This is a genomic window from Oceanimonas smirnovii ATCC BAA-899 (genome assembly GCF_000381965.1).
GTDB classification, from domain to species: domain Bacteria; phylum Pseudomonadota; class Gammaproteobacteria; order Enterobacterales; family Aeromonadaceae; genus Oceanimonas; species Oceanimonas smirnovii.
In genome coordinates, this window is the sequence record NZ_KB908457.1 from 194621 (window position 1) to 208290 (window position 13670).

General features: G+C 56.9%; 13 protein-coding genes. 12 read left to right on the forward strand and 1 reads right to left on the reverse strand.

The annotated features are described in order from the left end of the window. Window positions 1-2 precede the first annotated feature (2 nt). Together corC and lnt are read left to right on the forward strand one after the other, a co-directional pair. Entirely contained in the window at window positions 3-884 is an 882-nt protein-coding gene (corC, locus tag G364_RS0106580) for a CNNM family magnesium/cobalt transport protein CorC (RefSeq protein ID WP_026344742.1), read from the forward strand. Further along, window positions 885-2405 (forward strand): apolipoprotein N-acyltransferase, encoded by a 1521-nt coding sequence (gene lnt, locus G364_RS0106585; protein WP_019934355.1) that lies wholly within the window; start codon window positions 885-887, stop codon window positions 2403-2405. A 20-nt stretch (window positions 2406-2425) separates the two neighbouring features. Here lnt and G364_RS0106590 read toward each other — a convergent pair whose 3' ends face one another. Then, complete coding sequence (locus G364_RS0106590) at window positions 2426-2911, reverse strand: zinc ribbon-containing protein (RefSeq protein ID WP_019934356.1); 486 nt, start codon at window positions 2909-2911, stop codon at window positions 2426-2428. Between the two features lie 114 nt (window positions 2912-3025). On the opposite strand from G364_RS0106590, the gene leuS reads away from it, so the two are divergent. The 10 genes from leuS (at window position 3026) to G364_RS0106640 (ending at window position 13615) form a co-directional block, all read left to right on the forward strand. Then, window positions 3026-5605 carry a leucine--tRNA ligase gene (gene leuS, locus G364_RS0106595; RefSeq protein WP_019934357.1) on the forward strand — a complete coding sequence of 860 codons (2580 nt, stop codon included), beginning with the start codon at window positions 3026-3028 and terminating at the stop codon, window positions 5603-5605. Window positions 5606-5820: 215 nt separating this feature from the next. Next, window positions 5821-6306, forward strand: coding sequence for an LPS-assembly lipoprotein LptE (locus G364_RS0106600; RefSeq protein ID WP_019934358.1), 486 nt, complete (start codon window positions 5821-5823; stop codon window positions 6304-6306). Continuing rightward, a complete protein-coding gene (holA, locus tag G364_RS0106605) occupies window positions 6306-7328 on the forward strand; it encodes a DNA polymerase III subunit delta (RefSeq protein WP_019934359.1) in 1023 nt (340 codons plus the stop codon). The genes G364_RS0106600 and holA overlap by 1 nt, the downstream gene beginning before the upstream one ends. Beyond that, window positions 7325-7972 carry a nicotinate-nucleotide adenylyltransferase gene (gene nadD, locus G364_RS0106610; RefSeq protein ID WP_019934360.1) on the forward strand — a complete coding sequence of 216 codons (648 nt, stop codon included), beginning with the start codon at window positions 7325-7327 and terminating at the stop codon, window positions 7970-7972. Before holA ends, nadD begins: the two co-directional genes overlap by 4 nt. Window positions 7973-8004: 32 nt before the next feature. Continuing rightward, the gene (gene rsfS / locus G364_RS0106615; protein WP_019934361.1) at window positions 8005-8349 is read left to right on the forward strand and encodes a ribosome silencing factor; all 345 of its coding nucleotides are present in this window, start codon (window positions 8005-8007) and stop codon (window positions 8347-8349) included. Then, the gene (rlmH, locus tag G364_RS0106620; RefSeq protein ID WP_019934362.1) at window positions 8346-8816 is read left to right on the forward strand and encodes a 23S rRNA (pseudouridine(1915)-N(3))-methyltransferase RlmH; all 471 of its coding nucleotides are present in this window, start codon (window positions 8346-8348) and stop codon (window positions 8814-8816) included. Before rsfS ends, rlmH begins: the two co-directional genes overlap by 4 nt. Window positions 8817-8819: 3 nt before the next feature. After that, on the forward strand, window positions 8820-10709 hold the full coding sequence (gene mrdA, locus G364_RS0106625) for a penicillin-binding protein 2 (RefSeq protein WP_019934363.1): 1890 nt from the start codon (window positions 8820-8822) through the stop codon (window positions 10707-10709). Beyond that, a complete protein-coding gene (rodA, locus tag G364_RS0106630; protein ID WP_019934364.1) occupies window positions 10702-11802 on the forward strand; it encodes a rod shape-determining protein RodA in 1101 nt (366 codons plus the stop codon). Before mrdA ends, rodA begins: the two co-directional genes overlap by 8 nt. An 18-nt stretch (window positions 11803-11820) precedes the next feature. After that, window positions 11821-12792 (forward strand): lytic murein transglycosylase B, encoded by a 972-nt coding sequence (gene mltB / locus G364_RS0106635; protein ID WP_019934365.1) that lies wholly within the window; start codon window positions 11821-11823, stop codon window positions 12790-12792. After that, window positions 12770-13615 carry a septal ring lytic transglycosylase RlpA family protein gene (locus G364_RS0106640; protein WP_019934366.1) on the forward strand — a complete coding sequence of 282 codons (846 nt, stop codon included), beginning with the start codon at window positions 12770-12772 and terminating at the stop codon, window positions 13613-13615. Before mltB ends, G364_RS0106640 begins: the two co-directional genes overlap by 23 nt. Window positions 13616-13670: the final 55 nt, after the last annotated feature.

Consider the following 13670-nt stretch of genomic DNA (forward strand, 5'->3'; position numbering starts at 1 on the left):
AAGTGAGCGACGACAATTCACACTCAGACAACGGTTCGTCCGCAAAGAAAAACTGGCTTGAACGACTGGGCCAGATGTTTCAGGGCGAACCGAAGAACCGGGAAGAACTGGTAGAAGTAATCATGGACGCGGGTGAACGGGATCTGATTGATCAGGACACCAAAGACATGATTGAAGGCGTACTGGAAGTGAGCGAACTCAGGGTTCGCGACATCATGATCCCCCGCTCCCAGATGGTGACGGTGGAAAAATCCCAGCCGGTCTCCAGCTTTTTGCCCATGATCATCGAGTCTACCCACTCCCGTTTTCCGGTGGTGAACGAAGACAAGGATCATATTGAAGGCATACTGCTGGCCAAGGATCTGCTGCCCTACGGCTTTGGCCTCACCGAAGAAGACTTTTCCATTGAAAAGGTCCTTCGTCCCGCCGTGGTGGTGCCCGAGAGTAAACGCCTCGACAAGCTGCTCAAGGAATTCCGCGAAGAGCGCTACCACATGGCCATCGTCGTGGATGAATTTGGCGGCGTGTCGGGCCTGGTCACCATTGAAGATATTCTCGAGCTGATTGTGGGTGATATTGAAGACGAGTTTGATGCCGAAGAAAGCGCTGAAATCCGCCAGATCAGCAAGCGGGTGTTCTCGGTGGCGGCACTTACCGACATTGATGATTTCAACGACTTTTTCAACTCCGACTTCAGCGATGAAGAAGCCGATACCGTCGGCGGTCTGGTGATGCACGCTTTTGGCCACCTGCCCGGCAAGGGCGAACAGCTGGAGCTGAACGGTTTTGTATTTAAGGTGGCTCATGCCGACCGTCGACGCCTGCTGCAGTTACAGGTTAAGATACCGGACAATCAGGAAACCTCCTCATCGGAGCCGGCATAAGTGTATAAATTGCTGCCATTATTCGGGGCCCTGCTATGCGGGGCCCTTGGCGTTTTAGCCTTCAGTCCTTTTGATATCTGGCCTCTGGCGCTGGTATCACTGACGGGCCTGTTTGCCTTAACTCATCACTGCGCCCCGGGCGCTGCTGCCCGCCGTGGCTTTGCCTGGAGCCTGGGCTTGTACCTGCCCGGCCTGTGGTGGATCCACAACAGCATGACACTGTTCGGCGGCCTGCCGCTGCCGGTGGCCTTTGTGCTGGTGGCCCTGCTGGCGGCCTATCTGTCGGCCTATACCGGCCTGGCGCTGTGGCTGGCCCATCGCTTTGTGGCCTCGCCCCGGGCGCGGTTACTGTGGGTGCTGCCGGTATTGCTGATAGGCGCCGACTGGCTGCGGGGCTGGGTGCTGACCGGCTTTCCCTGGCTGTGGGCGGGCTACTCTCAGCTCGACGGCCCGGTGGCAGGGCTGGCCCCCATACTGGGAGTGCAGGGCATCAGCTGGCTGCTGACCTTTTCTGCCGCTGTGCTCTGGTGGGCAGGGGCAAACCGGCGCTGGCGTGCACTGGCCTTTACCGGTGTGCTCTGGGGGCTGGGGGTGGCCAGTCAGCAACTGCAATGGGTGTCTCCCACACAACCGCTTAGAGTGGCTCTGGTGCAGGGCAACATAGAGCAATCCCTGAAGTGGATTCCGGGCCAGCTGGAGCTGAGCCTGCAACGTTATCTGGATCTGACCCGCCCGGCATTAAATGCCGATGTGGTGATCTGGCCCGAGTCAGCTCTGCCTGCCTCGGAGCAGCAACTGGCTCCCTGGCTGGAGCAGGTCGACAAACTGATGTTTGAACGGGGACAATCGCTGATCACCGGCCTGGTGTCCCGCCCCAACGACGACCATGTTTATAACGCCGTACTGGGCCTTGGCAGCGGTGATTATCAGCCCGGTCAGAGTAACCGCTATTACAAACAACAACTGGTGCCCATTGGTGAGTTTGTGCCCTTTGGTAATCTGCTGCGCCCGCTGGCTCCCTTTTTCAACCTGCCCATGTCGTCTTTTTCCCGGGGCACAAACGAGCAGGCGGATCTGAAGGCCGCCGGCAGGGACATGAGTGTGGCTATCTGCTATGAAGTGGCCTTTCCCGGCCTGGTACGCGATAACCTGAAGCCGGAAACCGACTTTCTGCTGACGGTATCGAACGACACCTGGTTTGGCCGCTCCATCGGCCCCTGGCAACATCAGCAAATTGCCCGCATGCGTGCCCTTGAGCTGGGCCGGCCCATGATCCGTGCTACCAATAATGGCGTCACGCTGGTGACCGATGAAAAAGGCCGCATGACCGCCAGTCTGCCTCAGTTTGAAAAAGGGGTGCTGACCGCCGACGTCATTGGTATGACTGGGCTGACACCCTACGCCCGATTTGGCAGCCTGCCGCTGCTGGGCATATTGGCATTCAGCCTGCTGATTGGCCTGCGTTGCCGCCAGCCGGCCAACAACCGGCTGGTCATGGCAGAGCGACAATTATTTAAATAATCAATGTTCTGGTAACGCCCTCAGGGCGTTAACGGATGGCGAATAAAGGTGTGGTGATTGCACTCCAGGCAGGTAGTCAGCACCTCGGGGTGAGTCACCTCGTGGCGGTGGGCGCACAGGGTGCAGTCATACAGACCCGGCCCCACCACTTCACCGGCCTGATATTCGCCGTGATGAGCCAGGTCTTCGCGCAGCTCCTGCCATTCCAGCTGGCTTCTGTCGGTAATGTCAGCCAGCCAGCTCCATACCGTCTCACTGATGCGACGATAAAACAGGCTGTCGCGAAAGCCGCCTTTCTCTTCGCCAAAAGCGGCCAGATCCCGTTTTACATATTCAGCGATGAGCGCAAGCTCGTCTTTGGTCAGATCGCTGGCCGCTTCCATATAGGCCTGGGTTTTTTCCACCGCTTCTTTTAGCGTGGTGGTTTCAGCCATTTCCCACTGACGCTGCAGCTCTTCCACAAAGGCGTCATACCCTTTTTTCTGCTTGTCGTCTTGTTCGCTCATGACGTTATCCTCACAGTCAGTGCCGGGGCCGGTATTGTTGCCGGCTACCCCCTAAGGTATTCTATGCCGATTTATCGCTGGTGTTACCACTCATTTACGGAACCGGACGTCATAATGCAAGAGCAATATAACCCCCAGAATATCGAACCCCAGGTGCAACGCCATTGGGACGAGCAGCAGACCTTCAAGGCCACCGAACAAGCCGGCAAAGACAAATTTTATTGCCTTTCGATGTTCCCCTATCCTTCAGGTCGGCTACATATGGGGCACGTCCGTAACTACACCATAGGCGACGTTATCTCCCGCTATCAACGGTTGCAGGGCAAAAATGTGCTGCAGCCCATCGGCTGGGATGCCTTTGGTCTGCCCGCCGAAAACGCTGCCATCAACAACAAGACAGCGCCGGCCCCCTGGACCTACGAAAATATCGACTACATGAAAAACCAGCTCAAGCGACTGGGTTTTGGTTACGACTGGAACCGTGAGCTGGCCACCTGCACGCCGGAATATTACCGCTGGGAGCAGTGGTTCTTTACCAAGCTGTATGAAAAAGGCCTGGTATATAAAAAGACCTCTTCAGTGAACTGGTGCCCCAACGACGAAACCGTGCTCGCCAACGAGCAGGTCAACGACGGCTGCTGCTGGCGCTGCGACACGCCGGTAGAGCAAAAGGAAATTCCTCAGTGGTTTATCAAGATCACCGACTACGCCGATGAGCTGCTGCGCGATATCGACGAGCTGGAAGGCTGGCCCGATCAGGTGAAAACCATGCAGCGTAACTGGATTGGCCGCAGTGAAGGCGTGACCCTGCGCTTTGATGTGGCCGGAGCCGACGACAGCTTTGAGGTGTACACCACCCGCCCCGATACCCTGTTTGGTGTGACCTATGTTGGCATTGCCGCCGGTCACCCGCTGGCCGCCAAAGCCGCCGAAAACAATCCGGAGCTGGCTGCCTTTATCGACGACTGCAAACATAACAAGGTGGCCGAAGCCGAGATGGCCACCATGGAGAAAAAGGGCATGGCCACCGGCCTGATGGCGGTGCACCCGCTCACCGGCAAGCAGGTGCCGGTGTGGGTGGCCAACTTTGTGCTGATGGATTACGGCTCCGGTGCTGTTATGGCCGTGCCCGCCCACGATCAGCGTGACTATGAGTTTGCCGGCAAGTACGGCCTCGACATAGTACCGGTGATCAAGCCCGCCGACGGCAGCGAGCTGGACGTAAGCACCGAGGCCTACACCGAGAAAGGCCTGCTGTTCGGCTCCGGTGAGTTTGACGGCCTCGACTTCGCTCAGGCCTTTGACGCCATCGCCAAGACCCTGGAAGAAAAAGGCCTGGGCCGCAAGACCGTGAATTTCCGCCTGCGCGACTGGGGCGTGAGCCGCCAGCGCTACTGGGGCGCGCCCATTCCCATGCTCAATCTGGAAGACGGCACAGTCGTGGGTGCGCCGGAAGACACACTGCCGGTGGTGCTGCCGGAAGACGTGGTGATGGACGGCATTCAGAGCCCGATCAAGGCGGATCCCGAGTGGGCCAAAACCACTTATAACGGCCAGCCGGCGCGGCGTGAAACCGACACCTTTGACACCTTTATGGAGTCGTCCTGGTACTATGCCCGCTACTGCAGCCCGAACTATGACGAAGGCATGCTGGACGTGGAAAAGGCCAACTACTGGCTGCCGGTGGATCAGTACATCGGCGGCATTGAGCACGCCTGTATGCACCTGCTCTACGCCCGCTTCTTTCACAAGCTGCTGCGTGACACTGGTCTGGTCGAGTCCGACGAGCCGTTCAAGCGTCTGCTGTGTCAGGGCATGGTACTGGCCGACGCCTTCTACTACACCGACGACAAGGGTGCCCGCGTCTGGGTAAGCCCGCTCGACGTGACCGTGGAGCGGGACGAAAAAGGCCGCATCAAGAAAGCCACCGACGCCGACGGCCACGAGCTGGTGCACACCGGCATGACCAAGATGTCCAAGTCCAAGAACAACGGCATTGATCCCCAGGTCATGATCGACCGCTACGGTGCCGATACCGTGCGCCTGTTTATGATGTTCGCCTCTCCCGCCGACATGACCCTGGAGTGGTCCGACTCCGGGGTGGAAGGTGCCCAGCGCTTCCTCAAGCGGGTGTGGAAGCTGGTGTTTGAGCACCAGTCTCATGGCACTGCTCCGGCTCTGAACAAGGCTGCTCTTGATGGCAACCAGAAAACCCTGCGTCGGGAACTGCACAAAACCATTGCCAAGGTGAGCGACGATATCGGCCGCCGCCAGACCTTTAACACTGCCATTGCCGCCATTATGGAGCTGCTCAACCATCTGGCCAAAGTGGACATGAGCGACGAGCAGAACCGCGCCCTGCTGCAGGAAGCGCTGGAAGCCGTGGTAGTGATGCTGCACCCGATTGTGCCCCACACCTGCTTTGAGCTGTGGCGTGCCCTGGGCCATAACGACATCGATCACGCCGCCTGGCCGGTAGTGGATACCGACGCCCTGGTGGAAGACGAAAAACTGGTGGTAGTACAGGTAAACGGCAAGGTACGGGGCAAAATCACCGTGCCCGCCGATGCGGATAAAGACGCGGTAGAAGCCGCCGGCACCGCCGATGACAACGTGGCCCGCCACCTGGACGGCAAGACCATTCGCAAGGTGATCTACGTACCCGGCAAGCTGCTGAACATAGTGGCTAATTGATAGCTGGAAGCTGGAAGCTGGAAGCTGGAAGCTAGAAGCTAGAAGCTAGAAGCTAGAAGCTAGAAGCTAGAAGCTAGAAGCTAGAAGCTAGAAGCTAGAAGCTAGAAGCTAGAAGCTAGAAGCTAGAAAAAAGCATGACACAACAAGCTGGTGTGTCTGTGTTTTTCTTCAAGCTTCCGGCTTCCAGCTTCAGACTATGTTTTATAGGAGTAGTTATGCTCACTCGAATCAAGGCCATTGTGCTGCTGTCGCTGACCCTGGCACTGGCCGGTTGCGGCTTTCAGCTGCGCGGCGGGGATAACCTGCCGCCTCAGCTGCAGCGGCTGGTGCTGAATGGCGATGACAAAACCCAGTTCTACCGGCTGGTGTCGGCCCGGTTGCTGCGCGCCGGTGTGGTGCTGGTAGACAACGACGGTGATACCCCTGTTCTCTCTATTACCGGTGTCGGTCAGGGCAACACCACAGCGTCGGTCAAGCCTTCCGGTGACACCCTGGAATATGCCATGCGTTTTGGCACTCGCTTTACCCTGGATATGCCCGATGAGCCCCGTCAGGTATTTAATGTTACCTTTAACCGCAGCTTTCTCGACAAGTCGTCTCAGGCGCTGGCATCAAGCCGGGAACAACAGCAACTGCGGGAGCAGATGGAGCATGAAGCCGCAGAGCAAATTGTGCGGCAGCTGAGCCGTCTGTCATTCTGATGCGTCTGTATCCGGAGCAACTGAGTAAACATCTTCAGGCAGGGCTGGCCCCCTGCTATTTTATTTATGGTGATGAGCCACTGCTCAGGCAGGAGGCCCTGGATCAGTTGCGCCGGGCCGCCCGGGCACAGGGCTTTGATGAGCGTTACCGCTTCGATGCCGACGACGGCCCGGACTGGGATGCGATTTTTGATGCCAGTCAGAGCATGAGCCTGTTCAGCAGCCGGCAGATTATCGAGCTGGCACTCCCGGAGAAACTGGACAAAACCGCCTCAGACCGGCTCAGAGAGCTGCTTGCTCAAAGCCACTCCGATCTGTTGTTACTGATAAGCGGTCCCCGCCTTAACCAGCAGCAACAAAAAACCGCCTGGTACAAAGCCCTCGCTGCCGCCGGCCCGGTGATCCCGGTATTTACACCCGATGCCCGCCACCTGGCACGCTGGCTCGAGCTGCGCCTGCGCCAGCATCAGCTTGCTGCCGAGCCCGATGCCCTGCACTGGCTGACTCTGGCCTTTGAAGGTAACCTGCTGGCCGCTGCCGGCGAAATTGAAAAGCTGGCCCTGCTTAACCTGCCTCAGCCGCTGACCTTACCGGCGCTGCAGCAGCATGTGCAGCCCCATTACCATTTCAACCCGTTTCAGCTGCTGGATCCTTTGTTGCAGGGCAAGGTAAAGCGGGGCTGCCGTATTCTGCAGCAGCTTCGCCAGGAAGGTGTAGAAGCAGGCATGCTTTGTTACCTGCTGACCAAAGAGCTGAATACACTGCAAAGCCTGCACGCGGCACTGGCCGGCGGACAGTCTTTTCAGCAGGCCGCTGCCGCTTTGCATGTGTGGTCCAGTCGCCAGCCGCTGATGCAGGCCGCACTCAACCGGCTTAAAGGCCCTAAAATTACCGCCCTCTCCCGCATGCTGGCTGCGGCCGATGCTGCCGTGGCCGGGTTTGATGACGACAGTGCCTGGCGCTGGCTGCAGGCCCTGTGCGTTGGATTTTTCGACGACAAGGAGCCCGTCATACTGCCATGACTGCCCCCATCGGATTACTCGGAGGGACCTTTGATCCCGTCCACATTGCTCATCTGCGTACTGCCATTGTGGCCAAAGAACAACTGGGCCTGAATGAAGTGCGGCTGCTGCCCAATCATATTCCTCCTCACAGAGCTACCCCCGACAGCGCACCGGCACACCGGCTGGCCATGGTGCGCCTGGCCGCTGCGGCTACCCCAGGACTGGTGGCAGACGAACGCGAACTGACCCGCAGCACACCCTCTTATACGGTCGACACCCTGGCAGCCCTTCGTGCCGAGCAGGGTGACCGGCCCTTGTGCTTTATTATGGGTATGGACTCGCTGTGCAGTCTTGATAAATGGCATCGCTGGCAGGAGCTGCTGGAATATGCGCATCTGGTGGTCAGTCACAGGCCCGGCTGGAAACCGAAGCTGAACACCAGGTTAACCGCCCTGCTTGAGCATCACGGCACTCAGGACAGAGAGCGACTGCATCAGACACCCGCCGGCCATATTTTTCTGCTGAACAACCCCGAGCTTGAAGTATCATCCACACAAATACGCAACAGCATCAAAGCGGGGAACAATCCGCAATATTTGTTGCCCGAGGCAGTGGCCAACTACATTCGACAGCAGGGACTCTATACCGGCACCATGGTATAATTCACGGTTGTATCATCAAGGAGAATGCACTTTTGCAAGACAAAGCACTGCACGATTTTATCGTCGATAAACTGGACGATCTCAAAGCCCGGGACATTCGTGTGCTGGATGTAACCGGTAAATCCACTATCACAGACTGCATGATCGTCTGTTCCGGTAATTCAAGCCGGCACGTTAACTCCATTGCAGACCACCTGGCTACCGAAGCCAAGCATGCCGGCCTTAATCTGCTGAGCATGGCGGGTCAGGATGCCGGTGAATGGGTGCTGGTCGATTTGGGTGATGCCATCGTCCATGTGATGCAGGAAGAAACCCGCGATTTTTATCAGCTGGAAAAACTCTGGGGTGGCAGCGCCGCCGGAGCCATGGCCGGATGAAACTCCAGCTGGTGGCGGTCGGTACCAAAATGCCGGCCTGGGTAACCACGGGCTTTCAGGAATATCAGCGTCGCTTTCCCCGGGATATGCCTCTGGAACTCACCGAGATCAGCGCCGGCAAGCGGGGAAAAAATGCCGATATTGACCGCATTCTGCATAAAGAAGGCGAACAGATGCTGGCTGCCATCAATAAATCAGCCCGCATCGTCACCCTGGATATTCCCGGCAGACCCTGGACCACAGAGCAGCTGGCCGAGCAACTTACCCGCTGGCAGCACGACGGCCGGGATGTGGCCATTCTGATCGGTGGCCCCGAAGGGCTGGCGCCGGCCTGCAAGGCAGCTGCCGAGCAAAGCTGGTCACTTTCACCGCTCACTTTGCCCCATCCGCTGGTTAGGGTGCTGGCTGCTGAAAGCCTTTATCGTGCCTGGAGCATCAACAATAACCATCCCTATCACCGGGAGTAAGTCGTGGCCAAATCCCGGGTAAAAATGCGCGATCATGTCGCCGAATCTTCTTTGCACTGGCGGCGCACCCTGGTGTCGTTTATCGCCATTGTGCTGATGATGGGCGGCCTGTTTGCCAACCTCTATCATCTGCAGATTGAAGAGCATCAGAGCTACCAGACCAGGTCCAACGACAACCGCATCAAGGTGGTGCCCATCGCACCTACCCGGGGGCTGATTTATGATCGTAACGGCGTGCTGCTGGCAGAAAACCGCCCCATTTACAGCCTGGAGATCACGCCGGAAAAGTCGAATGACCTCAATGATACCATCGAGCAGCTGATCACCCTGCTGGATCTGGATCCTGAGCTGAAAGAACGTTTTTTTCATGATGTACAGCGTCATCGCCGTTTTAACCCGGTGGTGCTGGTCAGCCGTCTGAATGAAGATCAGGTGGCCCGTTTCAGTATTAATCAGCACAAGTTCCCCGGCGCGTCCATTGAAGCCTACCTGAAGCGTTACTATCCCTACAAAGACACACTTACCCACGTACTGGGCTATATGGCCAAAATCAATGACAGAGACGTGGAGCGACTGAAACAGGACAACAAGCTGGCCAACTATGCTGCCACCCGGGATATCGGCAAACTGGGCGTTGAGCGCTATTACGAAGACCTGCTGCATGGTCATGTGGGCTACCAGGAAGTGGAGGTCAACAACCGGGGCCGGGTGATCCGCACGCTGAAATATGAGCCACCGGTGCCCGGCACCGACATTTATCTTAATCTTGATATTCGCCTGCAGCAGCAGGCCCAGGCATTGCTGGACGGCAAGCGCGGTGCCATTGTGATGATGACCCCGAAAGACGGTCAGGTACGGGCGCTGGTCTCCAACCCCAGCTATGATCCCAACCTGTTTGTGCACGGCATCAGTGGTCCGGATTATCGCGAGTTGCTGCAAAATCCCGATCGCCCTCTGATTAACCGCGCCAGCCAGGGTATTTATGCCCCCGCCTCGACGGTCAAGCCCATGCTGTCGGTTATGGCGCTGAATGAGGGAGCCATTACACCGTCTACCCGTTTTTTTGGTGGTCCTTACTTTCAGATCCCCAATACCAAACGTAAATTCCGTGACTGGCGGCGCTGGGGGCATGGCTGGATGGACGTATACAGAGCCATTGAAATCTCGGCTGATACATTCTTTTACGATATAGCCTACCGGCTGGGCATAGATACCATGCACGATTACATGAGCCGTTTTGGCTTTGGCCAGAACTCGGGCATTGATCTGCACGAAGAAGCAAGCGGCACCATGCCATCCCGGGACTGGAAACAACGCCGGCATAAGCAGCCCTGGTATCAGGGCGACACCATTTCCGTGGGCATAGGTCAGGGTTACTGGACCGCCACCCCGCTGCAGCTGGCCCGGGCCACGTCCATTATGGTCGATCACGGCGATACCGTGCATCCGCGCCTGCTCAATGCCATTGTATTGAATGGTAAAAAAGTCAGCATGCCGATCAGTCATGGCGATCCTATCGAGCTCAAGCAGGATAATCACTGGAATGTGGCGCTCACCGGCATGTGGCGGGTCATTAACGGCAAGGAGGGCACTGCCCGCCGGGCCTTTGCCGATACTCCCTATATTGCCGGCGGCAAGTCAGGTACGGCTCAGGTGTTCAGTCTGGCGGAAAACCAACAGTATGATCATCAAAGTCTGAAGGAACACCTGCGGGATAATGCCCTGTTTGTGGCCTTTGCTCCCTTTGATGAACCTGAAGCCGTGGTCTCTGTGGTACTGGAAAATGTCGGTGGCGGCAGCTCTCATGCCGCTCCCGTGGCCAGGGCCATGCTGGACGCCTATCTGTTGCCTGATACGCCCGAGCTGAATGAAGAGGTCACCGCTCATGAATAAGCATCGCCGCTCTTTGGGTGAGCGCCTGCATCTGGACTGGCCGCTGCTGGGCGGCCTGCTGATCTTACTTACTGCCAGCCTGGTGATTCTCTATTCTGCCAGCGGGGAAAATACCGATACCTTAACCCGTCAGGGCATACATATTGCTGTATCACTCAGTGTGATGGTGATACTGGCCCAGTTCTCTCCGGGCTTTTATGCTCGCTGGGCTCCTCCTGTCTTTATCATTGGCGTTGTGCTGCTGATATTGGTGCTGCTAATCGGTGATGTTGGCAAGGGAGCCCAGCGCTGGCTGGAAATTGGCTCATTCCGGTTTCAGCCGTCAGAAGCACTGAAGCTGGCCATGCCCATTACCATTGCTGCCTATATCAGCCGCTATCCGCTGCCGCCCAGCCTGCTGCATGTGGCACTGGCTTTTGCCCTGGTGCTGGTCCCTACTCTGCTGATTGCCAAGCAGCCGGATCTGGGGACGTCTCTGCTGGTTGCCGCCTCTGGTCTGTTCGTTATTTTTCTTGCCGGTCTGCCCTGGCGCCTGATCATGCTGGCACTGGCGGGTCTGGCGGCCTTTTTGCCGGCGCTCTGGTATTTTCTGATGCACGACTATCAGAAACGACGAGTACTGACCCTACTCAACCCGGAAAGTGATCCACTCGGTGCCGGCTATCATATTATTCAGTCTAAAATCGCCATAGGCTCAGGCGGGCTGTGGGGGAAAGGCTGGCTGCACGGCACTCAGTCTCAGCTGGAATTTCTGCCCGAACGCCATACCGACTTTATTTTTGCGGTGCTGGCAGAAGAATTCGGGCTGGTGGGAGTCAGTGTGCTGATCCTGATGTATCTGTTTATTATTGGCCGGGGCCTGCAAATTTCAGTACAGGCTCAGGGAGCTTTTCCCAGGCTGCTGGCAGGTGCACTGACACTGACCTTTTTTGTTTATGTGTTCGTGAATATCGGTATGGTCAGCGGCCTGCTGCCGGTGGTGGGCGTCCCGCTGCCGCTGATCAGTTATGGTGGCACCTCCATGGTGACACTGATGGCCGGATTTGGCATTCTCATGTCCGTGCACACTCACAAACGCCTGTTGGCAAAATAACACACAAGGAATCACGCAATGCGCCTCGCTCTCCTTTCAGCGGCACTTTGGTTTTCAACCTCGGTTTCAGCCGCCCCCACTGTTACCGAGCAGCAGCAATGGCTGAATGAGCTGGCGGACAAATTTGAGTTGAGCCAGCAAGATCTGGATCAGGCCATTGCCGGCGCTACCTATCAGCAGTCCATTATTGATGCCATGACCCGTCCGGCCGAGGCCAAACCCTGGCGTGATTATCGCCCCATTTTTCTGACCGACAAGCGTATTGAGCAGGGTGCCGTTTTCTGGAAAAAGCATGAGGCTCTGCTGGCCCGCGCCGAGCAGGAGCTGCAGGTGCCGGCCCAGATCATTACCGCCATTATTGGTGTGGAAACCTACTATGGTGCCCACATGGGCACTCACAGGGTACTGGATGCACTCTATACTCTTGGCTTTCATTACCCGCCCAGAGGCGCATTTTTCCGCTCCGAACTGGGCCATTACCTGAAACTGGCCGAGCAGCAGCAGTGGGCACTGGATGAACAAAAAGGCTCCTATGCCGGTGCCATGGGCATGGGCCAGTTTATTTCCTCCAGCTACCGTCACTATGCGCTCGATTTTAATGATGACGGCCACATCAATCTGTTTGAGCCTGTGGACGCCATTGGCAGCGTGGCTAACTATTTCCACCAGCATAAATGGCAGCCGGGTGAGCCCGTGGTGCACAAGGCCAGCGTGACCGATACCGATGCTGCCGATGCCATGGTGTCTGCCGCTCTTGAGCTGGATTACAGCTGGGCCGAGCTGAACGCTGCCGGCATTACCACCGCCGTCAAACTGGCCTCGGATACGCCGGTCAAACTGCTCAAACTGGAAGGTGCAGATGGTCCGGAATATTGGGTGGCACAGCATAACTTTTATGTCATTACCCGTTATAATCGCAGCCCGCTCTATGCCATGGCGGTGTATCAACTGAGTGAAGAGATAAAACATGCGTTTGAACAACAGCGTTAAGCTTGTGCGCTCCGGGCTGCTGCTGCCACTGGCGGCACTGCTGCTGGCCGCCTGCAGCAGCCAGCCCGATGCTCCGGAGCAGACCAAAGATGACAGCTACGACCGGGAAACCGCCGGTGGCCGCTATTCCATGCGCCAGGATAAGGCACCGGGCGAAATGCCCGACATGTCTCATGTCAAGGATGCGGTGCCGCGCTTTGAGCCTTACAGCCGCCGGGGCAATAAAGATTACAACGTCTGGGGTCAGGACTATGAAGTCTGGCGCGAGGTAGAAAATTACCGGGATGAAGGCATGGCCTCATGGTATGGAGCCAAGTTTCATGGTCACGACACATCCAACGGTGAGGTGTACGACATGTATACCATGACGGCTGCTCACAAGAACCTGCCGCTGCCGTCGTTTGTCAAAGTGACCAATACTGCCAACGGCAGACAGGTCATAGTGCGAGTAAACGACCGCGGACCGTTTCACGACGGCCGTATTATCGATTTGTCTTATGCTGCGGCCTGGAAGCTGGGTATGCTCGATAAAGGCACAGCCCCGGTAAAGATCGAGCTGATTAAAATGTCTCCCGGCAAGCAGGACAGTCTTCTGGCCAATAAAGCCACAGGTCGTCATATTCAGCTGCTGGCTACCCGTTCCGGCGACAAGGCCAGAGCACTTGCTGCCCGCCTGAGCAAAGAGTATGGTTTTCCGGCCCGGGTAGAGCAGCGTTCTGATTGGTACCGATTGCAAATGGGTCCCATTCCGGCTACTCAAACAGATAAGATTCTTACCCGTTTGGTGGCTGAAGGCTTTGAACAGGCATATTTCCTGAACTAAATAACCTGATATCCATCATAAAACGGCAATTCACGCCATTCATTATTTAATAAAG